At 57.8% G+C, this 22,582-nt stretch carries 20 protein-coding genes; 14 read left to right on the forward strand and 6 right to left on the reverse strand.

The features are described 5' to 3' along the window. The first annotated feature begins 12 nt into the window (after positions 1 to 12). From ACP0GE_RS00510 to ACP0GE_RS00525, 4 genes are read left to right on the forward strand one after another with little or no spacing between them, the layout of a single operon-like run. Positions 13 to 1,137: an ABC transporter permease gene (locus tag ACP0GE_RS00510; protein WP_424830056.1), complete on the forward strand. Its 1,125-nt coding sequence runs from the start codon at positions 13 to 15 to the stop codon at positions 1,135 to 1,137. Between the two features lies 1 nt (position 1,138). Continuing rightward, positions 1,139 to 1,954 carry an ABC transporter ATP-binding protein gene (locus ACP0GE_RS00515; RefSeq protein WP_424830057.1) on the forward strand — a complete coding sequence of 272 codons (816 nt, stop codon included), beginning with the start codon at positions 1,139 to 1,141 and terminating at the stop codon, positions 1,952 to 1,954. 5 nt (positions 1,955 to 1,959) lie between these two features. Beyond that, positions 1,960 to 3,276 (forward strand): MlaD family protein, encoded by a 1,317-nt coding sequence (locus ACP0GE_RS00520; RefSeq protein WP_424830058.1) that lies wholly within the window; start codon positions 1,960 to 1,962, stop codon positions 3,274 to 3,276. Next, on the forward strand, positions 3,273 to 3,929 hold the full coding sequence (locus ACP0GE_RS00525) for an ABC-type transport auxiliary lipoprotein family protein (RefSeq protein WP_424830059.1): 657 nt from the start codon (positions 3,273 to 3,275) through the stop codon (positions 3,927 to 3,929). The genes ACP0GE_RS00520 and ACP0GE_RS00525 overlap by 4 nt, the downstream gene beginning before the upstream one ends. Positions 3,930 to 3,950: 21 nt before the next feature. Here the strand turns inward: ACP0GE_RS00525 and ACP0GE_RS00530 are convergent, their stop codons facing one another. Beyond that, positions 3,951 to 5,531: an FMN-binding glutamate synthase family protein gene (locus tag ACP0GE_RS00530; protein ID WP_424830060.1), complete on the reverse strand. Its 1,581-nt coding sequence runs from the start codon at positions 5,529 to 5,531 to the stop codon at positions 3,951 to 3,953. A gap of 167 nt (positions 5,532 to 5,698) precedes the next feature. Here ACP0GE_RS00530 and ACP0GE_RS00535 point away from each other — a divergent pair, with 167 nt between their 5' ends. Together ACP0GE_RS00535 and ACP0GE_RS00540 are read left to right on the forward strand one after the other, a co-directional pair. Beyond that, positions 5,699 to 6,094 (forward strand): fluoride efflux transporter FluC, encoded by a 396-nt coding sequence (locus ACP0GE_RS00535; RefSeq protein ID WP_424830061.1) that lies wholly within the window; start codon positions 5,699 to 5,701, stop codon positions 6,092 to 6,094. Then, on the forward strand, positions 6,091 to 6,462 hold the full coding sequence (locus ACP0GE_RS00540; protein ID WP_424830062.1) for a fluoride efflux transporter FluC: 372 nt from the start codon (positions 6,091 to 6,093) through the stop codon (positions 6,460 to 6,462). Before ACP0GE_RS00535 ends, ACP0GE_RS00540 begins: the two co-directional genes overlap by 4 nt. Here ACP0GE_RS00540 and ACP0GE_RS00545 read toward each other — a convergent pair. Genes ACP0GE_RS00545 through ACP0GE_RS00560 form a run of 4 tightly spaced genes read right to left on the reverse strand, consistent with a single transcriptional unit; the run spans position 6,455 to position 10,452 of the window. Then, complete coding sequence (locus ACP0GE_RS00545) at positions 6,455 to 6,781, reverse strand: cytochrome o ubiquinol oxidase subunit IV (protein ID WP_424830063.1); 327 nt, start codon at positions 6,779 to 6,781, stop codon at positions 6,455 to 6,457. The two genes, ACP0GE_RS00540 and ACP0GE_RS00545, sit on opposite strands and share 8 nt — an antisense overlap. After that, positions 6,774 to 7,406 (reverse strand): cytochrome c oxidase subunit 3, encoded by a 633-nt coding sequence (locus ACP0GE_RS00550; RefSeq protein ID WP_424830064.1) that lies wholly within the window; start codon positions 7,404 to 7,406, stop codon positions 6,774 to 6,776. The genes ACP0GE_RS00545 and ACP0GE_RS00550 overlap by 8 nt, the downstream gene beginning before the upstream one ends. Beyond that, a complete protein-coding gene (locus ACP0GE_RS00555; protein ID WP_424830065.1) occupies positions 7,403 to 9,493 on the reverse strand; it encodes a cbb3-type cytochrome c oxidase subunit I in 2,091 nt (696 codons plus the stop codon). The genes ACP0GE_RS00550 and ACP0GE_RS00555 overlap by 4 nt, the downstream gene beginning before the upstream one ends. Then, the gene (locus ACP0GE_RS00560) at positions 9,490 to 10,452 is read right to left on the reverse strand and encodes a cytochrome ubiquinol oxidase subunit II (protein WP_424830066.1); all 963 of its coding nucleotides are present in this window, start codon (positions 10,450 to 10,452) and stop codon (positions 9,490 to 9,492) included. Before ACP0GE_RS00560 ends, ACP0GE_RS00555 begins: the two co-directional genes overlap by 4 nt. 141 nt (positions 10,453 to 10,593) lie before the next feature. Between ACP0GE_RS00560 and ACP0GE_RS00565 the strand changes: the two genes are divergently transcribed. The 8 genes from ACP0GE_RS00565 (at position 10,594) to ACP0GE_RS00600 (ending at position 21,570) form a co-directional block, all read left to right on the forward strand. Then, positions 10,594 to 11,829, forward strand: coding sequence for a lytic murein transglycosylase (locus ACP0GE_RS00565; protein ID WP_424830067.1), 1,236 nt, complete (start codon positions 10,594 to 10,596; stop codon positions 11,827 to 11,829). Positions 11,830 to 12,218: 389 nt separating this feature from the next. Beyond that, complete coding sequence (locus ACP0GE_RS00570) at positions 12,219 to 13,847, forward strand: peptide ABC transporter substrate-binding protein (protein WP_424830068.1); 1,629 nt, start codon at positions 12,219 to 12,221, stop codon at positions 13,845 to 13,847. A gap of 66 nt (positions 13,848 to 13,913) precedes the next feature. Beyond that, positions 13,914 to 14,837 carry an oligopeptide ABC transporter permease OppB gene (gene oppB, locus ACP0GE_RS00575; RefSeq protein WP_424830069.1) on the forward strand — a complete coding sequence of 308 codons (924 nt, stop codon included), beginning with the start codon at positions 13,914 to 13,916 and terminating at the stop codon, positions 14,835 to 14,837. A gap of 10 nt (positions 14,838 to 14,847) precedes the next feature. After that, positions 14,848 to 15,777, forward strand: coding sequence for an ABC transporter permease subunit (locus tag ACP0GE_RS00580; RefSeq protein WP_424830070.1), 930 nt, complete (start codon positions 14,848 to 14,850; stop codon positions 15,775 to 15,777). A 1-nt stretch (position 15,778) separates the two neighbouring features. Continuing rightward, positions 15,779 to 17,584 carry a dipeptide ABC transporter ATP-binding protein gene (locus tag ACP0GE_RS00585; RefSeq protein ID WP_424830071.1) on the forward strand — a complete coding sequence of 602 codons (1,806 nt, stop codon included), beginning with the start codon at positions 15,779 to 15,781 and terminating at the stop codon, positions 17,582 to 17,584. A 294-nt stretch (positions 17,585 to 17,878) separates the two neighbouring features. Next, positions 17,879 to 18,772, forward strand: a complete 894-nt coding sequence (gene galU / locus ACP0GE_RS00590) for a UTP--glucose-1-phosphate uridylyltransferase GalU (RefSeq protein WP_424830072.1) — start codon at positions 17,879 to 17,881, stop codon at positions 18,770 to 18,772. Positions 18,773 to 18,844: 72 nt separating this feature from the next. Beyond that, the gene (locus ACP0GE_RS00595; RefSeq protein ID WP_424830073.1) at positions 18,845 to 20,281 is read left to right on the forward strand and encodes a mannose-1-phosphate guanylyltransferase/mannose-6-phosphate isomerase; all 1,437 of its coding nucleotides are present in this window, start codon (positions 18,845 to 18,847) and stop codon (positions 20,279 to 20,281) included. A gap of 212 nt (positions 20,282 to 20,493) precedes the next feature. Further along, positions 20,494 to 21,570, forward strand: a complete 1,077-nt coding sequence (locus tag ACP0GE_RS00600; RefSeq protein WP_424830074.1) for a DUF2793 domain-containing protein — start codon at positions 20,494 to 20,496, stop codon at positions 21,568 to 21,570. A 25-nt stretch (positions 21,571 to 21,595) separates the two neighbouring features. On the opposite strand, the gene fcl is transcribed toward ACP0GE_RS00600, so the two are convergent. Further along, positions 21,596 to 22,573, reverse strand: coding sequence for a GDP-L-fucose synthase (gene fcl, locus ACP0GE_RS00605; protein WP_424830075.1), 978 nt, complete (start codon positions 22,571 to 22,573; stop codon positions 21,596 to 21,598). Positions 22,574 to 22,582 lie beyond the last annotated feature (9 nt).

The raw sequence follows: 22,582 nt of genomic DNA on the forward strand, positions 1-22,582 counted from the left end.
TCACATATGCGCATGACGCAACCGGCAATAAACCTGGACAACAATGCAACCGGTGTTTGCATAAGACTCTCTGGCGATTTGCTGACGCAATCGCTTGAAACTGTCGAAGCCGGGTTCAGGGCTGTCAAACCCATCAGCGGAGACGTGGTGGTTGACCTGTCACAGATTCAGGCGCTGGACACGGGCGGGGCCTGGCTGATTGCGGATTTGGAACGTCGTTTGACCTCGAACGGGGCGCACGTTCAGATTCAGGGCGCGCAACCTGCGCATGCCACCCTGATTGAAACGGTTTCGCGTAACATCCCGAAAGAGGTCGGTGAACAAGAACCGCCGGGCGGGTTCGTCAATTGGGTCGCCCGGCTTGGTCATCGAACAACCTCGGGCTGGGAAGATACCCTTTCGATTCTGGCATTTCTGGGCCTGACGCTGCACCGCCTTGCACGCACAATTGTCATGCCGTGGCGCCTGCGCCGCGCGGCGTTGGTATCCCAGATGGAGCAGGCCGGGTTCAAAGCATTGCCCATTGTATCCCTGATGGGGTTTCTGATCGGCGTCGTGCTGGCCTTTCAGGGCGCGACCCAGCTGAAACAGTTCGGAGCCGAGATTTTTGTGGTCGAGCTGATCTCGATCTCGATCCTGCGGGAACTGGGCGTGTTGCTGACTGCGATTATCGTTGCAGGCCGGTCCGGTTCAGCCTTCACCGCGTCCATCGGGTCAATGAAAGTGCAGGAAGAAATCGACGCCATGCGCACGCTGGGTCTGGACCCGATCGAAGTGCTTGTCGTGCCGCGCGTGCTGGCCCTGCTGATCATGCTGCCCATTCTTGGATTTGTCGCAGATATCGCTGGTCTGATCGGCGGCGCGTTGATGAGCTGGATCGATCTGGGCGTCAGCCCGGGCATGTTTCTGACACGCCTGAAAGAAAATACAGATGTCTGGCAACTTGCGGTTGGTCTGATCAAAGCGCCATTCTTTGCGCTGGTGATTGGCGTGATCGCCTGCTGGCAGGCCATGCAGGTTCGTGGCTCTTCGGAAAGTGTTGGTCAACGGACTACGGCTTCGGTCGTGCAATCCATCTTTATGGTCATCGCCATCGACGCCCTGTTTTCGATCTTCTTCTCGGAACTGGGGGTCTGACATGGACGGCACCGCCCTTCAGGACGGCACCCAGACTGAAGCCCAGCGCGAGGCGGTGATCCGCGTGCGCAACCTGACCAACCGCTTTGGCGAACAGGTGGTGCATGACAATCTGAATCTGGATGTCTGGCGGGGTGAGGTGCTGGGCGTCGTCGGCGGGTCAGGTACCGGTAAGTCTGTGTTGTTGCGCACGATAGTCGGCCTCAACAGGCCGGCTGCAGGCAGTATCGAAGTGCTGGGTGTCGATGTTCTGAACGGCCCTGAAGAAGATCGCCAGCGTATCGAAAAAAGCTGGGGCGTGGCGTTTCAGGACGGCGCCCTGTTTTCATCGCTGACCGTTTTGCAGAACGTGATGGCACCGCTGCGTGAACACACCGGGATCAGCGAAAGCCTGATGGAGGCGCTTGGCGGGCTCAAGATCAGCCTTGTTGGCCTGCCGCAGCTGAGTTGCAGCAAATTTCCCTCGGAACTGTCGGGCGGGATGCGCAAAAGGGCGGCGCTGGCACGGGCTTTGTCGCTGGACCCCGAGATCGTTTTTCTGGACGAACCCACCGCCGGATTGGACCCCATCGGGGCCGCCGCCTATGATGACCTGATCGGAGAGCTGCAACAGGCGCTGGGTCTGACCGTGTTCATGGTAACCCACGACCTGGACAGTCTTTATGCAATTTGCGACCGCATCGCGGTGCTTGCGGAAAAACGCGTGCTGGTTGAAGGTCCGATTGAAGAGATGACCAAGGTCGACCACCCTTGGGTACAGGAATATTTCACAGGCCCCCGCGCCCGCGCGGCGCAGCAGAAGGGGCAAGACAGGTAGAGGCGATGGAAACCCGAGCGAACTATATCCTGATCGGTGCGTTTACCCTGGCTGGTATCCTGGGGGTCTTTGGCTTTTTCCTTTGGCTGGCAAAGTTCGAAGTCACCCGGCAATACGCCTATTACGAGGTGCTGTTTGACAATGTCTCGGGCCTGTCGGCTGCGGGGGGTGTGAACTACAACGGTCTGCCGGTCGGCCAGGTCATTTCCCTGGATCTGGACGATGATGACCCGTCAAAGGTGCGGGTCCGGCTGGAAGTGGATGCTGATATCCCGGTCACCAAAGACACAATCGCACAGCTTCAGTCCTTGGGCGTGACTGGTGTTGCCTATGTGGAACTGTCCGGCGGATCGCCCAGCGCGGAACGTCTGCCGCAGAACAGCGTTATTCCAAGCAAGCGCAGTTCAATCCAATCCCTTCTTGAGGGCGCGCCTGAGGTGCTGGAAAAAGCCGTCACCCTCTTGGAAAACCTGAATTCGGTTGTAGATGAGAAGAACCGCAAATCTGTGTCGGATATACTAACCAAACTGGCGGACGCTTCCGGCAAGCTGGACAAGACTCTGACAGATTTTCAATCCTTATCTAGCGATCTGGGCACTGCGGCTAAGGAAATTGGGGCGTTTACCAAACGTCTGGATACATTGGCCAACACAGCCGAGACAACACTGACCACCGGAACCGACACACTGAAAAGCGTTAAGGAGGCATCGGATTCCGCCAAGACAGCGTTGGATACGGCAAATACCACCTTGCAAGCGGCGGATCAGGTGATTGCGCAAGATATCCGGCCGTTTATCGAGCGCGCATCTTCATTGGCCGAGCGGCTGACTCGCCTCTCGGATGAAGGCAGTGTCACGCTTGGTGTCATCAGCGAGACAGTATTGAATGCCAACACCACTCTGGGTTCGATCACCGCCGCGATGGACAAAGCTCAAGGGACTCTCTCTTCCGCCGAGCGGGCCTTTGATTCAGCCAATCGTGTGATGGATGAGGATATCGCCCCGGTCGCGGCGGAAGTCAGCAAAGCAGCCAACCAGGTGGCTGAGACCGTTTCCAACATAACTGGCAAGGTTGACAAAATCTCTGACGATATCCTTAGCGCGTCCAAATCCGCGTCCGAGCTGTTGGGTACAATTGATAGCATTGTTCAGGATAACAGCCGTCAGGTCTCGGATTTCCTGCGTGTTGGTCTGGGGCAGTTCGTCCGCTTTATTGAAGAATCCCAACGACTGGTTATCAGTCTGGACCGGTTGGTCGACAAGGTTGAACGCGACCCGGCGCGCTTTTTGTTGGGCACCCAAGCATCGGAGTTTCGCCAATGATCCGCCCCCTTATCCTGACCCTGGCTCTGGTCGCGCTCAGCGGATGCACCGGTTTGGGGACATTGCGACAGGCATCCAAGCCGAACGATCTGTATCTGCTGACACCCAAAAGCACGTTCTCATCATCTCTGCCGCGGGTGCAGAAACAAATCGTGGTTGAAGAACCCACCGCAACCGCGGCCGTCAACACCGATCAGATCGCCGTTCAGCCGACCGCGTTGCAGGTGCAATATCTGCCCCGCGCCCGCTGGGTGGATCGCGCGCCTTTGATCGTTCAGGCGCTGATGGTGGAAAGCTATGAGAACTCGGGCAAGGTGGCGGCGGTGGGCCGCTCGACCGTCGGGCTGCGGGCTGACTACGTCATTGCCCCTGACTTGCGAGAGTTTCAAGGCGTCGTCGTCAGCGAGACCGAGAACACCAAAACCGTACGCGTGGAAGTGCGGATCAACATCAAGATCATTGACGAATACGAAGACAAGATCATCGCCTCCAGCTCATTTCAGGAGAACGTGGTGGCCACCAGCGATCAGACGTCCGATCTGGTTGAGGCATTCGACGTCGCACTGGGTCGGACCATGCGGGATGCAGTCGAGTGGAGCGTGCGCAGAATTCACTCTCACGCAGCCAACAATCCACGAAACACGCGCTTCTGATCGCCTCTTGGGCAACTGTGATCAGAAATGAGCTGAGGAGGCACGTTTCCAATCCTCTGCATAGGCTTGCGGAAGGTTATCCGCAAGCAAGGCACCGTCCTCGATAAACTCATACAGCTCGGCGTAAGAGCGTTCGCGTTCATCAGCCGTGCGACGCCGGATGTCCGACGGGCGCAGCTCCGCAACCGTTGCCTTGCCCATTGCGCCCAGAAGTTCCCGGAAACTTTCTATCGTGCTGTCGTGAAAGCGATGCACCCGTTTCCGTTTCTCGGGAACCTTGATCGCATTACCCCGGACCGGGTCCTGCGTTGCCACACCCGACGGGCATCGGTTCGTATTGCAGTGCAGCGCCTGAATACACCCAACGGCAAACATCATCGCCCGCGCGGCGTTACACATATCCGCGCCAAGTGCGAATTTTTCGACCATATCGAAGCCGGTTGCCACTTTGCCTGAACAAATGACCCGGATCTTGTCGCGCACGCCAATACCGCGCAGGCAGTTGTTCACAAAGATCAGCGCCTCGTTCAAAGGCATACCCAGCCGGTTGGTGAATTCGACCGGGGCCGCCCCGGTGCCGCCTTCGGCCCCGTCCACTGTAATGAAATCGGGCAGGATGCCTGTCTCAAGCATTGCTTTGCATATCGCCATGAACTCGGACGGGTCGCCAATGCACAGTTTGAACCCGATGGGTTTACCCCCGGACATTTCACGCAGATGCTGCACGAACTCCATCAACCCGGTCGGGCCGTCAAAGGCGGAATGGATCGGCGGAGAGATCACATCCTGATGTTCCGGCACACCCCGGATTTCCGCAATCTCGGCATCCACCTTGGCCGCAGGCAAAACCCCGCCATGCGAGGGTTTGGCGCCCTGAGACAGCTTGATCTCAATCGCCTTGACCACGTCTTTGTGCGCCTTTTTCGCGAACTCGTCCTTGTCGAACCCGCCCTCAGACGTGCGGCACCCGAAATAGCCGGTGCCGATCTGCCAGATGATGTCCCCGCCCTCGGCCAGATGGTGCGGCGACAAACCGCCCTCACCGGTGTTGTGGGCAAAGCCGCCATCCTTGGCGCCACCATTTAGAGATCGGATCGCATTGGCGCTAAGCGCACCAAAGCTCATGGCCGACACGTTCAGCCGGGATGCGTTATAGGGTTTTTCACATTGCGGCCCACCCAGCATTACGCGCTCTTCACTGACGTCCACATCCTTGGGGGCCAGCGAGTGATTGGCGCGATGATAGCCAACGGTCAAAATATCGTACTGTGTTCCAAAAGCCTGAGTGTCGACCTGCCCCTTGGCACGCGCATAGACCAAACCGCGGATGATCCGGTTAAAGGGCCGCCCGCTTTCATTTGTCTCCACGAAATACTGACGGATTTCCGGGCTGACGAATTCCAGCATGTAGCGGAAGTGACCCAGAACCGGATAGTTGTTCAGCACGTTATGCTTGGTTGTCTTGATGTCGTAGTAGCCGATCAGAACATAGGGAATGACCAGTACCAGCAGCCAGAAGGCAGGGGCCCACAGCAGGCCAAGCAGAATAGTCAGGGGCAGGCCCAGAAACGCGACCGCGAAATATATCCTGCGAACAATCATTCCTGCTCTCCTTCGGCTGAGCCATACCCATTTGCTTATACGATGGTGGAATAGATTGGTCTTCGATTGCAAGGGCTTGAAACTTTGCCCTGCCCGCTCTGCCGTTGATCCACACCCCCGCAAACGGTATGCCGAGGGCGAATGCGGGCCAAAGCAGGATCAATCGCGTGGCAAAACCAAAGCCCCAGACCAAAGACCAAGCCCTGATGTATGCGGCCGTCTTCGTGGGCGGCGCGGCAGGGTCACTGCTGCGCGAAGCCTTTGCGCTTGAGATCCCGGGCGCACCGTTGCTGACTGCGACATTCGGCATCAACATCGCAGCTTGTTTCATTCTGGGTTGGCTTTATGCCGTCCGGCATCGGGTGCACGCGCATGTCCTGCATCTGGGCGCCGTCGGCTTTTGCGGCGGGCTATCGACCTTCTCGTCGTTCGTGGCCGAATTGGAACGCATCGCCCTGACCAGTGGTTGGTTCGTAAGCATCCCCATCCTGGCTGAAATCATCTGTGGTCTCGGCGCGGCCATTCTGGGCGAAGCGGTTGGGCGCAGGAGGGTACGGGAATGACCGACCTCTATCTGCATGCGATGTTCGGTCTGGGCGGAGGTCTGGGGGCCGTTGCACGTCATTGGCTGTCGCTGCGGGTTACGCATGACCTGCCCGTTTCGACGCTGATCGTGAATGTCGCGGGTAGCCTGCTGCTGGGCCTTTGGATCGGATATCTGGGCGGCCCAGTTGAGATGGGCGAGCAAGAAAAGCGGCTGGTCTTCGGCTTCTGCGGCGGCTTCACCACCTTTTCCAGCTTCGCCTACCAGTCACTTGATCTGCACCGAAACCGCACCGTTGTTTTTGCTGCCGGGAACATCCTGTTCAGCGTCGCGCTCTGCTGGATGGCCTTGTGGCTGGGGTTGGTTCTAACGGGCGGTCTTACATAGGGTGCATATGCATGCGAACGGCCAGATTCCCCAGAATCCACACCGTGCCGCCGATGATAATTAGCAAGACGAGTGTCGAAAACAGGATCAGGTCCAGATCTTCACGGCTGCTGCGACGCCGGTCGATATGCAGGAAATAGACCAGTTGCACGACCAGTTGCGCCAGTCCCAGCAGGCCAATGGACAGATAGACGCCCTTGGTTTCAATCCCGTATCGGTGAGCGATAAAAAACACGGTCAGCGTCAGCAACAGCGACCCGCCATAGCCGATCACATAACGACGGCGTTCGCGCCGGTGCATCTCGGTGCGTCTATCCATAGGTCAGCCCTCCGAAATATACGATGGTGATGATGCCGATCCAGATCAGGTCGAGGAAGTGCCAGAACAGGGCCAGCCGCACCATGCGTGACATCAACAGGTCAGTCAGCCCCATCATGCGCAGTTGAATGCCCAGCACAACCAGCCAAAGGCACCCCGCCGCCACATGCAACCCGTGCAGCGGGACCAACCCATAAAACGCAGACAGGAACCCGCTGCGCTGGGGAACGCCGCCTTGTGCGGCCATGTTCATGAAGTCCCGGATTTCCAGCACCAAAAAGCTGATCCCAAGAACCAAGGTAACCCCGAACCACAGCACGATCCGGGGACGTGGTAAATTGTATTTCAAGGCCAGCATGGCCAGCCCGACTGTCAGACTGCTGGTCAGCAGGATCAGGGTTTGCGCGAAGATACTATACAGGTCAAACAGCTCGTGCGGACCGGGGCCGCCGGCCTGCGCATCGATCATGGTGATATAGATGCCAAACATCAGGCCGAAATAGACCAGATCGCTCATCAGAAAGACCCAGAATCCAAAGGTGACAACCTCGGCCGCCTTGTCGGCGCTGGCGTGGTCCTCACCCAGGTTGATGCCGGGATAGCTGTGGGACGGCGCGCGCCTCATGTCACGGCCTCCATATCAGGGCGGGCCAGGCCGCGGTTTTCGGGGGCTGCCTCATGATCGCGGTCCACGGCTGTTGCGCTGTGAACAAGATCCAGCCATGCCTCGTGATCTTTGCGGACCTCTTCGGCAGGGATGACGAACTCGGTGCTGGTGTCAAAACTCCAGACAATGATCGACAGGATGATCAGAACGGTCATCAGCGCGGCGAGCCACCAGATCCACCAGACCAGAGCAAACATCCAAATGCCGCTGAGTACACACAGAATGAATCCGATCCCGGTGTTGCGGGGCATTTCGATATCCTCATAGGCGTCCGGCGTCGGATAGGCCACGCCCCTCTCCTTGGCTGCTGCAAAGTCGTCCCGGTCGGTGACCTGAGGGATGATCGCGAAGTTATAGGGTGGCGGCGGTGATGGGATCGACCATTCCAGAGTGCGCCCGTCCCATGGGTCACCCACCGGCACGGCGTTCTTCTCTCGGTCGCGGATGCTGACCCATAGCTGGATCAGAACCGAGAACAACGCAGCCGTGATAACCAATGCGCCTATTACGGCCACAATCATATAGGGATGGAAGTTGGGATCCTCCCAGCTGAACGAACGGCGCGGCATGCCCATCAGGCCGACGAAATAGAGCGGCAGAAAGGTCAGCATGAACCCAAAGGTCCACAGGGCCACCGTCACGCGGCCCCAGAACTCGTTCAGGCGAAAACCAAAAGCCTTTGGGAACCAATAGTTGTACGCGGCCAGCAGACCAAACAGCACACCGGGCAGCAGCACGTTGTGGAAATGGGCCACCAGGAACAGCGTGTTATGGACCTGATAGTCCACGGTCGGGTTGGCCAGAACAACACCGCTAAGACCGCCGATCACGAACAGCATCAGGAACGACAGACCATAAAGCATCGGCACTGAAAACCGGATACGCCCCCGCCACAACGTCGCCATCCAGTCATAGACTTTAACCCCCGTCGGGACGGCGATCAGCATGGTTGCGATTCCGAACACCGCATTGATCAGCGCGCTTTGACCCATAGTGAAGAAATGATGCAGCCAGACGGTAAAGGACAGCACTGCGATCGACATGGTGGCGATGACCAGCGAGTGATACCCATAAAGCCGTTTGGCCGAGAATGTCGCAAATACCTCGGAATAGATACCATAGGCGGGCAGGACCAGCAGGTAGACCTCGGGATGGCCAAACAGCCAGAACAGGTTGGCATAGTTCATCATGTTACCGCCGAGGTCGTTGGTGAAGAAATGGAAATCCAGATAGCGGTCGGCGGCCAGCAGCAGCGCCGCAACCCCCAGCGGCGGCATTGCGAATACAATCAAGATCGAGCTGCAAATGATCGTCCAGCAATACATCGGCAACCGCATGAACTTCATTCCAGGCGCCCGCATCTTGTAGATGGTGACCGCGAAATTGATACCGGTCAGAGATGTGCCAACACCGGACACGACGATGGCCCAGATCCAGTAGTCCGGCCCCACGCCGGGGTTGAAGGCTGCTCCGGTATAAGGCGGGTAGGCCGTCCACCCCCCGGTCGAGAACTTACCGACCACCAGAGACACCATCAGCATCATACCAGCCGAGACCGTCAGGCCGAGGCTGATCTGGTTCAGCCGCGGAAAGGCCACATCCCGCGCGCCGATCATCAGCGGCACCACATAGTTGGCAATGCCAAAGACAAATGGCACGGCCACAAAGAAGATCATGATCGTGCCATGAGTACTGAAGAGTTCGGCAAAATGTTCAGCTTCCAGAAAACCATCGCCGGGCCCGGCGGCCTGTTGCGCGCGCATGACCACGCCCTCAAGCACCCCACGCGCCAGCATGACGATGGCAAAGACAATATACATAATGCCGATCTTCTTGTGGTCGGCACTGGTCAGCCAGTCTCGCCACAGCGACCTCCAGAGGCGGAAATAACTCAGCAGGCCAACCACGGCGACCACACCGACAATCACAACCGCCGCAGCCACGTTGGCAATAATTTCATTGACGCTGGGGTTTTGGATCAGCCCTGCAATGGGAAACGCATCCCAGGTCAGGCGGCCAAAGAAACCGGTGTCAGGGGATGTCATTGGCCTGCCTCCTGCCCGAAAACGGCGGTACCGGGCTGCTGATCCAGCGGTAATGGCTTGCCGCTGTGATACCGGTGCAAGATGGTGCGAAACAGGTCGTTTTCCTCCAACGTGAAATACAGTGCATTTGCGGGCATCTTGTCTGTTCCCAAAGCGGCCTGAACTTCATCCCGATCCGTGCGCATAGCAAGCGTTTGATATGTCGACGCATCCAGTGGAATGCCGTTCGCGCGCACACGTTCAACCCATGTACTGAAATCCTGCGTTGTCATCGCCCGCGTTTCGAACTTCTGTTTGGTAAAGCCCCGACCGTTATATTGCGTATTCTCACCCTGCATCGTTTCGGGCGTATCGGCCACCAAATGCAACTGCGTTGTCATCCCCGGCATCGCATAGATCTGACCCGCCAGCGCCGGTATCATGAAGGATTGCATGACCGTATCGGTCGTCAGAGTCATGGCAATCTGCTGTTTGACAGGGATGCCCAGCTCTCCGACGCTGGCGATACCCAGGTCGGGATAGATAAACAGCCATTTCCAATCCAACCCGACAACCTGCACCCGAACCACCGGTTCTTCGCCAAAATTGGCGGCATACGGGTCTAGACGATGAGTATGTTGCCAAAGAAAAAGGGAAAGGATCGCCACGATCACGACGGGCACGCCCCACATCACGAATTCCAGACCGGCCGAAAAGTCCCACGCGGGCCGATATGCGGCGGCGCTACCCTTGCGGCGGCGATATCGCAGCGCAATCAGAGGAACCAGAACCAAAACCGGGATGACCGCGACCAGGATCAACGCTGTTGCGCGTAACAAATGAGTTTTCTGAATGGCCGCAATCGGGCCTTGCGGATCCATGAAACTGTCGCTGGCCAATGCAAATTGCGGAAAGGCAAACGCGCACACCACACCCGCAAGTGCCAGCCCGACAAAACGATGCATCCTGAAAATGGTCACGCCCAGCTCGTCCTCAAAATATCAGCTCAATATGCCCAACTATCGGCAGAGTCACACAATTTCTCAAGGTATTTTCCTGAACACCCCATGGGACCGGCAAGTGATTGACATGTATCGGCTCAGGGGCCAGACCTGTGGGTGATGCTCCGATATGCCATTGCCCTGCTATTGTGCCTGTTTGCGCCGGTTGCCCTGGCGCAGAACCGCACTGCGGTCGAGCGGCAGTTTCAGGACTGGATCTGGCAAACCATCTGGCCTCAGGCAAAGGCTAAAGGCGTGTCCCGCCGCACGATGGAGCAAGCCTTTGTCGGGGTAACCCTGAACTGGGACCTCCCGGATTTGGTTCCACCCGGTCAAAGCCCAAAGAAGCAGAAAAAACAGCGGCAGGCCGAATTCGGATCACCGGGGCGGTATTTCAACGCCAACTCGGTACAGGGTGCCACATCTGTCGGGCGCAAAATGGCGCAGCGGCACGCGGATACGCTGGCGCGGATCGAGGCAGAAACCGGCGTACCGGGCCGCGTCCTTCTGGCCATCTGGGGGCGCGAAAGCGGCTATGGCCAAGTGCCGATCCGACATGATGCCTTTCAGGTTCTTGGCACCAAAGGGTTCATGAGCACGCGCGCCGCATATTTCACCGATGAGCTTATCGCGGCCCTGCAAATCGCCGAGGCCGGTCATGTCCCGGCGCGGGGAATGAAAAGCAGCTGGGCCGGGGCTTTGGGTCAGCCGCAGTTTATGCCCTCCAGTTTCCTGAACTATGCGACGGATGGTAACCGGGACGGGCGCGCGGACATCTGGGGGTCACCAGCGGACACGCTGGCATCGATTGCGCATTATCTGGATCAGCACGGTTGGATCAAAGGTCGCGATTGGGGGTTCGAGGTGACGGTGCCGAACACCGTCTCCTGTGCGCTGGAAGGCCCGGACCAGGGCCGATCCATCAGGGATTGGGCGGCGATGGGCATTTCCCGCGTCTCGGGACGGCCCTTTCCGGCGCATGAGATTCCGGCCGAAGGGTACCTGATGATGCCCGCCGGGCGCCATGGCCCAGCCTTCATCGTCACACCAAACTTCTATGTCCTGAAAGATTACAACACCAGCGACCTCTATGCCCTGTTCGTCGGGCATGTCGGCGACCGGATTCAATATGGCGTCGGCAATTTTCAGGGCCAATGGGGCAAGGTCGGTGGGCTGTACCGGTCGGACATTGCCCAAATGCAGGCAGCGCTGGAACAACAGGGGCACGATGTCGGCGGCGTCGACGGATTGCCCGGATACAAAACCCGCCGATCCATCGGACGCTGGCAAGAAGCCACCGGACGCTCACCTACCTGCTTTCCCAAAGCGGGGATGAAGGCTCATCTGACACCCTGATTCTCTGGGTGATTCGCCCGCTCATACGCATTTCTGACCACTCCATTGCATACAGCGAGTAATGGACCTTCGCGAAAATGTCATGCGCGCGACACGTTTCAGAATAAAGTTTCCAAAGCCAGCCTTGTTACGTTTCGTTTCGGCTTTTGCTCGCTCATTTGACTAAAAAAGGTTTTACCCGATCCAAAAAACTGCCACGTTTCGCCGCAGCGAAAGGCAGCTTTCGCAAACGGACGTCCGACAATTGAACGGGTTCAGCAGGAAGAATGAATGTACCCAATCACAATCTGGATCATCGGAGAGACCCAGCGGATGCCGGAAACACACGGACCCGGGCCACATTGCGGACATATGCACACGCCCGGTGACAAAAAATGGGAGTAACACTTATGAACAGAATTATCCGAACATCACTGGCAGGGCTATTGTGCTCAACCATGATCACCGGTGCCGCCTTTGCGGCCGGAACCCATCCCGAAACCGGCGAAGCGCTGGCGGATGACCAGACTTTTGTTTACCGTATTCTGGACGAACACAGCTCAGTTGACCCGCAGGTCGTGGAAGACGTGTCCGGGGCCGAGATCGTACGCGATCTGTTTGAAGGCCTGATGAACCAGGACGAAGACGGCAACCTGGTCCCCGGCGTTGCAACGGGCTTTGAAGTCAACGACACCAAAGACGTCTACACGTTCACCCTGCGCGACAACGCGAAGTGGTCGAATGGTGACCCGGTCACCGCAGGTGATTTCGTTTATGCTTGGAAACGCGCCGTCGATCCCGAACTGTCTTCGCCCTACGCTTGGTTCATGGAACTGATGGCAATCGAAAACGCTTCGGCCATTATTGCGGGCGAAAAGCCGGTTGATGATCTGGGCGTCAAGGCCATCGACGATCATACGCTTGAGGTAAAGCTTAGCTCCGCTCTGCCGTATTTCCCGCAAATGACAACGCATTCGACGACGTTCCCGGCACCGCAAAAGGTGATCGCAGAGTTCGGCGACGCCTGGACCAAACCGGAAAACATCGTATCCAACGGCGCTTATGTCCTGACCGAGCACCTGCCGCAAGAACGTTCGGTGCGCGAACGCAACGAGATGTATTGGGATAACAACAACACCATCATCGACAAAGTTGTAGCGCTTGTGATCAACGACGAGAACGTTGCGCTGACCCGCTATCTTGCTGGTGAACTGGACCGCACTGAAATTCCTGCCGGCCAATACCCACGCCTGAAGGTCGAGCATCCGGAAGAAGCCATCAGCTTCCCGCGTCTGTGCAACTACTATTACACCTTCAATCTGTCCGACGGCGGACCCGAGGCCTTCAAGGACCCCAACGTCCGCCAGGCCCTTTCGCTGGCAGTGGATCGTGGGATCATCACTGAAAAAGTTATGGCCGGTGGTCAGCCCGAAGCCTACACTTTTGCCCCCGAAGCCACAGCAGGCTTTACTGTTCCGGCTGTCGAAATGGCGTCCATGACCCAGTCCGAGCGCGATCAGCTCGCCAAGGAACTGCTGGCCGAGGCCGGTTATGGCCCCGATAATCCGTTGAGCTTCGAAATGGTCTACAACACTTCGGAAGGCCACAAGAAGGTCGCCGTGGCGCTAAGCCAGATGTGGAAACAGAAGCTGGGCGTGAATGTTGAGCTGGCCAACATGGAATGGAAGGTCTTCCTAGAAGAGCGCGGCAATCAGAACTTCGAACTGGCGCGCGGCGCATGGTGCGGCGACTATAACGAAGCGTCCACCTTCCTTGACCTGCTTCAGTCCGACTCGGGCTATAACGACGGCAAATTCAACAACGCCCGCGTTGACGAATTGCTGGCCGAAGCCAAAACCTCGGACGATCCGGCACCTCTGTACACCGAGGTCGAGCGTATCATCGCTCAGGAAACACCTGTGATCCCGATCTACCACTACGCCGGTGTCTATATGATGGACAGCGACGTTGGGAACTGGCCGGTGAACAATGTCGAGCAGAACTGGTACTCGAAAAACCTCTATAAAATCGCCGAGTAATCGTCTTTGAACCGCGCCCTGCCCCGGAAACCTCCGGGGCAGGGCCAATAAACATGGGGGCATGGAATGCTTGCCTATAGTGTAAGGCGACTGCTGGTCGCCATTCCGACGATCCTGTTGCTGATCGTCGCGTGTTTTTTCCTGATGCACTTCGCGCCCGGTGGGCCCTTCACCTCGGAACGGCCGTTGCCGCCTGCGGTTCTGGCCAATATCGAGGCCCGCTATGGTTTGGACCAGCCGCTTTGGAAGCAGCTTTGGGACTATCTATATAACATCGTCGTGCATTTCGATTTCGGCCCGTCCTTCAAGTTCAAGGACCGCGACGTAAACGACATCATCGCGCAGGGTTTCCCGATCTCGCTGACCTACGGGTCGCTGTCGTTCCTTTTCGCAACCGCCGTGGGTGTCAGCCTGGGCATCGCGGCTGCGATCAAGCACAACAGCTGGATCGACTATTTCGCGGTTGGTCTGGGCATCGCCGCACAAGCGCTGCCGAACTTCATCATGGGCCCGATCCTGATTCTGACCTTCACCCTGTGGCTGGGATGGCTGCCGGGCGGTGGCTGGAACGGCGGTCAGTGGCAATATCTGATCATGCCGGTCATCGCACTGGCGACATCCTATATGGGGTCGATCGCGCGGATCACCCGGTCGTCGATGCTTGAGGTTCTGAACTCGAACTTCATCCGCACCGCGCGCGCCAAGGGCTTGCCGACCAGAACTGTGATCTGGCGCCATGCGCTAAAACCCACGCTGCTGCCAGTGGTCTCTTATCTGGGGCCGGTCTTTGTCTACGTTCTGACAGGTTCGGTCTTTGTTGACATCTACTTTTCGACCGGTGGTCTGGGTCAGGCCTATGTCGGCTCGGCCCTGTCGCGCGATTATGCCGTGCTGCTGGGGGTCACGATCCTGTATGGCGCACTCACCGTCATCGTAAACCTGCTGACCGACCTGGCTTATGCCTGGTTCGATCCGAAAATCCGTTACTGAGGGGCTGGCAATGCTTGGAAAATCACAAAAAGCCGCCCATCTGGCCGAGGAAATCACCGATTACACGGTCATTCAGGGGCGTTCTCTGTGGCAGGACGCGCGGATGCGTTTTGTCCGCAACAAGGCCGCGATGGCTAGCGTCTTCATTCTGGGGCTTATCGTCCTGTTTACGATCATCGGCCCATACTTTGCCGTCTGGACCAACGAAGAAATCGACTGGAACGTCATGGGTGACGTGCGCGGTATGGGAATGCCATCCGTCGAGACTGGCCATTACTTCGGCGTCGATGATCTGGGGCGTGACCTTTACAGCCGCGTCATTCAGGCCACGACCACGTCTTTGCTGGTCGGTCTGATCGGGGCCGCAACCGCGCTGATCGTCGGGACCTGCTATGGTATCGCGGCGGGCTATATCGGCGGCCGGACCGACAGCGTTATGATGCGCTTTGTCGACATCCTGCTGGCGATCCCGGCCACGCTGGTCATCATCCTTCTGCTGGTCGTGGCGGGGCGATCCTTCTTCATGCTGTTCATCGCGCTTGGTGCGGTTGGCTGGCTGACCATGGCGCGGATCGTACGAGGTCAGACCCTGACGCTGAAGAACCGTGAATTCATCGAAGCTGCCCGCGCAGCAGGCGTCAGCGAATTCACCATCATGTACCGGCACATCCTGCCGAACCTTCTGGGTGTGGTGATCGTCTATGCCTCGCTTCTGGTGCCCGAGATGATCCTGACTGAAAGCTTTATCTCGTTCCTTGGGCTGGGGATTTCGGAACCCTACACCTCGCTGGGGCGTCTGATCGCCGAAGGGGCCGGAACAATGGCTTACGGAACCCTGTGGCAACTGGTGTACCCTCTGACATTCTACGTCGCCATCATCATCACCATGTTCTTTATCGGTGATGGTCTGCGTGACGCTCTGGACCCAAAGGATCGCTGATATGAGTCTGTTTTCCGTAAAGGACCTGAGTGTCCAGTTCGACACCCCGGATGGCGTGGTCGAGGCCGTCAAAGGCATCAGCTTTGACATCAATCCCGGCGAATGCCTTGGTATCGTCGGCGAAAGTGGGTCAGGCAAAAGCCAGACCTTCATGGCCGCAATGGGCTTGCTGCCCCCTGCCGGGCATGCCAGCGGGTCAGCCATGTTAAACGGCGAGGAAATCCTGAACCTGCCGGTGAACAAGCTGAACCAGATCCGTGGCGACGATGTCGGCATGATCTTTCAGGACCCGCTGACCGCCCTGACCCCGCACCTGCGGATCGGGCAGCAAATGCGCGAAGTGTTGCAGGTGCACGAGGGCCTGCAAGGCTCGGCGGCCCGTGCGCGCTGTCTGGAATGGCTGGATCGTGTTCGCATCCCCGAGGCCAGACGCCGTCTGGATCAGTACCCACATGAACTGTCCGGCGGTATGCGACAGCGGGTCATGATCGCGATGTCGATGCTGTGTAACCCCAAGCTGCTGATCGCGGATGAACCGACCACCGCACTAGACGTCACCGTTCAGGCGGACATTCTGGATTTGATGGTGAACCTGCAAAAAGACGAAGGCACTGCCATCGCCCTGATCACGCATGACATGGGCGTTGTTGCCCGCATGTGCGACCGCATTCAGGTGATGCGCATGGGCGAATTTGTCGAGGCTGGGGACACAACCGAGATTTTCCGGACCCCCAAACATGAATACACCCGCACCCTGCTGGAGGCGATGCCCCGCATCGATGCTGGCGACGCGCCAAAGGCGTTGAAGCAGGTAGAAGACCCGTTGCTCAAAGTGGATGACGTAAAAGTGCATTTCCCGATCCACGTTTCCGGTGGGCTATTCGGGCGCAAGGTGCCGCTGAAAGCAGTCGATGGCGTCAGCTTTGACATCCGCAAGGGCGAAACGCTGGGCGTGGTTGGCGAATCCGGCTGCGGCAAATCCACTTTGGCCCGGGCTGTGCTGCAACTGATTGAACCCAGTGCGGGCAATGTCAGTTGGTTGGGGCACCCGATTGTCGGGCTGAAAAGGTCTGAACTGAACAAGTACCGCAAAGACCTGCAGATCGTGTTCCAGGATCCGCTGGCCAGCCTTGATCCTCGGATGACGATCTCGGCTTCGATCGCCGAGCCGCTGAAAACCTATCGCCCTGACCTGACCGAGCGGGAACGCAAGGACATGGTTGCCGAGATGATGGAGCGCGTGGGCCTCAAGGCCAACATGATCAACCGGTATCCGCATGAACTGTCGGGCGGGCAAAACCAGCGCGTCGGAATCGCCCGCGCGATGATCAACAAGCCAAAGCTGATCATTTGTGACGAAGCCGTCTCTGCCCTGGATGTGTCCATTCAGGCTCAGATCGTCGAATTGTTGCGTGAATTGCAACAGGAGTTCGGCCTTTCGATGATCTTCATCAGCCACGATCTGTCGGTTGTTCGGGCGGTCTCGAACCGCATCATGGTTTTGTATCTGGGGCGCATCGTTGAACTGGGTGACGGAGAAGTGATCTGTTCCGATCCGATCCACCCGTACACCAAATCTTTGATCTCTGCCGTACCCATTCCGGACCCCGAGGTCGAGCGCAGCAGGAAGCGCCTGAAACTGCCGGGTGAACTGCCATCGCCCATGGATCCTAAGGCTGCACTTCGCTTTCTGCCCAGTCGCTTAGCGGCTGGCGAGACAAGCTATGTCCCGCAATTGAGCGAAGTCTCCCCGGACCATTTCGTGGCAGAACATGATCCGTTGGAGTCGATCATGGGCGCGGCCTAAACTATCTCCCCAAGGCCAATAAACCGGCCTTGGGGAACCGTTCAAACCTTGATACAATCCCAGTTGTAACATCCCTGATCGTGCGGGAACGGTTCGCAATTGGCCGCTGTATTGAAGACCAAACCGGCAAATTCCCGCGCTAACAGTTTTGACTCTGCCTCTGATTAAATGGCAGATTCCAAGTGTTGCAGGTTTGCGGTACTGCGTGACATTGAATGTCGCGCTCAGGAAGCCTAAGAGCGGGCGGGACAGCGCTTCGGATTGTAGAGAGTTGATTCAATTTAGAGAGGTCACATGACACGCAAGGTTACCAAAGCAATTTTCCCCGTTGCTGGGCTGGGTACCCGCTTCTTGCCAGCGACCAAGTCCGTTCCCAAAGAAATCATGACATTGGTCGATCGCCCCCTGGTTCAATATGCCATTGACGAGGCCCGGGCGGCCGGCATCAAAGAATTCATCTTTGTCACATCGCGCGGCAAGTCGGCGCTGGAAGATTATTTCGACCACAATCTGGTTCTAGAGCAGGAACTGAAAGCCAAAGGCAAGGACGACCTGCTTGAAACTCTAAGCGCAACCAACATGGAAAGCGGTGCCATCGCTTACATCCGGCAGCACAAGGCTTTGGGTCTGGGTCATGCGGTATGGTGCGCACGCAGGCTGATCGGTGACGAGCCGTTTGCGGTTATGTTGCCGGACGACGTGATCGCCGCAGACAAGCCCTGCCTGCAACAGATGATCGAAGCCTACGAGGAAACCGGCGGCAATATGGTTGCCGCAATGGAGGTTCCGAACGAACGCACAAGCTCGTACGGTATTCTGGACGTGAATGGCAGCGTCGGCACCGTGACCCGCGCCAAAGGCATGGTGGAAAAGCCGAAACCGGAAGAGGCCCCGTCAAATCTGGCCGTGATCGGCCGCTACATTCTGGGCCCGTCGGTTCTGTATAACCTGAACCAGAAAAAGAAAGGCAGCGGCGGAGAGATCCAGCTGACCGATGCCATCGCAGAAGATATCGGAAACGGTGTGCCTGTCTTTGGCTACAAGTTTGAAGGGCAAAGGTTCGACTGCGGATCGAAATCGGGTTTCCTTCAGGCAACCGTTGCGTTTGCGCTGGCTCGGGACGATTTGCGTGATGACCTGAATCACTACTTGCATGATCTCGTGATTTCGAGCCGGGCCGCGCAGTAACAGCATGTCCTGCGCGGAACGGTTCAGTTTCCAGAGCCTCAGGTGTCAATGCGATCAGTTGGTTGGACAGCCATGACGAATATTTTTCCTGTCATCCTTTGTGGCGGTTCCGGCACGCGGCTTTGGCCGCTGTCGCGTAAAAGCTACCCCAAGCAGTTCGTGCCCCTGATCGGCGAGACCAGTCTGTTGCAGGACTGCGCCGAACGGCTGCGGGGGCCAGCGGATGCTCCATATGCCAAACCCTTGGTTCTGACGAACGAGGCATTTCGTTTTGTGGTGCCCGAGCAATTGGCGGGTATTGGCATTGACCCCGGCCCGGTCCTGATCGAACCCGAAGGACGCAACACTGCGCCGGCCGTTCTGGCTGCAGCGCTTTATCTGGCGAAAACCGATCCTAACGCGGTGATGCTGGTTGCCCCGTCCGATCACGTTGTACCCGACAAACCGGCGTTCCATCAGGCGGTTGCGCAGGGGGTTCAGGCGATTGAAAGTCGCGGCGATCTGGTGACTTTCGGCATCACGCCGGATCGACCGGAAACGGGCTATGGCTACCTCAAACTGCGCCATGCACCGGACGCGACGGGTACCCCGGTGCCTTTGGACCGTTTCGTGGAAAAACCGGACCTGGACAGCGCCCGGGCCATGGTGGACGAAGGCACATATCTGTGGAACTCCGGCATCTTTCTGTTCGCTGTGAAGGACATTATCGCAGCGTTTCAGCAGCACGCCCCGGATTTGATTGCCCCGGTCACTGCAGCCGTTGATGCAGCTAAGACCGATCTTGGGTTTATCCGATTGGACGCCGAATCCTGGTCGGCGGTCGAGGATATCTCGATCGATTATGCGGTCATGGAAAAGGCCCGCAATCTCAGCGTGGTCCCCTACGCAGCCGGATGGTCCGACGTCGGCAGCTGGTCAGCAGTACAAGAGCTCAGCAACCCCGACTCCAATGGTGTGGCCACAACGGGCGAGGTCACGGCCATTGATTGCAACAACGTACTGATCCGATCAGAATCGTCCGCACAGGAAGTTGTGGCCATGGGGGTCGAGAACGTGATCGCCGTCGCCATGCCCGACGCTGTTCTGGTCGCTAGCATGGACAAAGCGCAAGACGTCAAACAAGCCGTTGCAGCTCTGAAAGCCAAGGGTGCAAAACAGGCAGAGGAATTGCCTGTCGATCACCGCCCCTGGGGTTGGTTCGAAAGCCTTGTTGTCGGGGATCGATTTCAGGTCAAACGTATCCATGTCCATCCGGGCGCGGCGCTTAGCCTGCAATCCCATCACCATCGGTCCGAGCACTGGATCGTCGTCGAAGGCACCGCAAAGGTCACGATCGGCGAGAAGGAAAGCCTGGTTTCCGAAAACGAGTCCGTCTACATCCCGCTGGGTGAAGTTCATCGCATGGAAAACCCCGGCAAAGTTCCAATGGTTCTCATCGAAGTTCAGACCGGAACTTATCTGGGCGAGGATGACATCGTCCGATACGAGGATATCTACGCCCGCAACTAGGGTTCCGATTGGCTGCCGGTAGAATCCGTGGCCCCTCCCGACCGACATCAACCTGAACAATGCTGCAGTTTATAGCGGCATTGTTTCCAAATCATGGTTAATCACTTAACAAACCCTTAGCCGAGGGCTCGCTCTGGTGAGACGGGCTTCATCTCTCCGACGGCAATTTGGCGCGCATTCATTTTCGGACCGATGGTCTCAGGAGGACGCCCATGTCGCAAAACTCACCCCGATTGAACCTGCCCTATCTGCAACCCGCGCAGGCACAGAAACACGTCACCCATAATGAGGCGTTACGCCAACTTGATCTGGTGGTGCAACTGACCGTTGCCACGTTGAATGCAACAACCCCGCCAGCCGTTCCAAACCAGGGTGACATTCACGCATTGGGGGCAAACCCTGTAAATGAATGGAACGGACAGGCCGGTAAGCTTGCCGCATGGCTCGACAATGCATGGCATTTCATCACTCCTGACATCGGTTGGCGGGCGTGGGATCAGGCCAGCGCGCAGTTGAAAATCTGGGATGGGACAGACTGGATCGATCCGCCGATCGCGACTCAGAACCTGAACGGGGTCGGAATTGCCACCGGATATGACAGCACCAACCGCCTGTCCGTGCGATCTCCTGCTACTCTGCTCAGCCATGACGGAGCGGGGCACCAGCTAAAGATCAACAAGGCAGCGGCGGGCGATACGGCCTCGCTGCTGTTTCAGTCGAACTGGACCGGACATGCGGAAATGGGGCTGGCGGGTGACACCGGGTTCTCGATCAAGGTGTCGGCTGACGGCAGCACATGGGCCAACGCGCTGAGTTTTGATCCGGCCACCGGCCTCGCCAGCGGCGCGGCAGTTCAAAGCTCGGCAGATGACACCAGCGCTGGTCGCCTGATGCGCGCAGATTATGGCTATGGGCCCGGCAATGTGTTGGGCGCCGTCTCGGAAAGCAGTGGCGCACCAACCGGAGCGGTGATCGAACGTGGCAGCAACGGCAACGGTGATTATGTTCGGTTCGCGGATGGCACCCAGATTTGCTCGGCCACGCTGAGTGCGGTGGATTGTACGACAGCAGAGGGGGCTTTGTTCGCAAGCGGGTCCGGTGACTGGGCGTTCCCAGCCAGCTTTGCCTCAGGCAGCACGCCAGGCCTGAGTGGCAGCGCAGGTAAAATCGCGCGCTTTCTGTGCTTTGACACGCCAACCGATACAGATGTGACCTGGCAAGCTCTGTCCGCGACCTTGGACATGTCGACCGCCGCCCCGACTGTTGTCGCAATCGGTCGCTGGTTCTGAATTCTCGCCGCCCGGACCCGGGCGGCTATTTGCTGCGCAGGTCGATTTCGGCCTGCGACAGAAACCACGCATAGGTTTCGCGGATACCGTCATCCAGTTGGATACGCGCCTGCCAACCCAAGCCCCCCAGCCGTGATACATCCATCAGCTTGCGCATCACCCCATCCGGTTTACTGGTGTCCTGTGTGATCTTCCCTTTGAACCCCGTCACCTCGGCCACCAAAGCAGCCAGGTCTGCAATCGAGATATCCTCGCCGCTTCCGATATTGATATGGCTTAGCATCGGTTGCGTGTTGGCCGCGTAGACCTCATGCGGTAGGTCCAGGACGAACAGCGCCGCGTCTGCCATGTCATCCACATGCAGGAATTCGCGCCGGGGTTCTCCGCTGCCCCAGATCACAACTTCGTCTAATCCGTCCCGCTGCGCCTCGTGAAATCGCCGGATCAACGCGGGCAGAACGTGGCTGTTTTCAGGATGGAAATTGTCACTGGGGCCATACAGGTTGGTCGGCATCACCGAGCGATAGTCGACCCCATGCTGCCGATTGTAACTCTCACACAGCTTGATCCCGGCGATCTTGGCCACGGCATAGGGTTCATTTGTTGGCTCTAGAACTCCGGTCAGCAAGGCATCCTCTCGCATGGGCTGCGCGACGTCGCGCGGATAGATGCACGAGCTTCCCAACTGCAGCAGCGACCGGACGCCGGCTGCAAACGCCTGATGGATCACGTTGCATTCGATCATCAGGTTTTCGTAAATGAAATCCGCCGGATAGGTGTTGTTGGCGTGAATGCCCCCGACTTTGGCGGCAGCCAGAATGACAACGTCCGGTCGTTCTGCCTGCATGAAATCGCGCACGGCCGCCTGATCCGTCAGATCCAGTTCAGCGCTTGATCGGGTGAGCAGTTCCAACGCCTCGCCCGCAGCCTTACGCCGCTCAAACCGACGCAGGATCGCGCGGCCCACCATACCGCGATGCCCGGCGATATAGACCTTGCGCATCACGCCACC

Origin of the sequence: Ruegeria sp. (genome assembly GCF_965243365.1) — a bacterium.
Classification (GTDB): domain Bacteria; phylum Pseudomonadota; class Alphaproteobacteria; order Rhodobacterales; family Rhodobacteraceae; genus Ruegeria.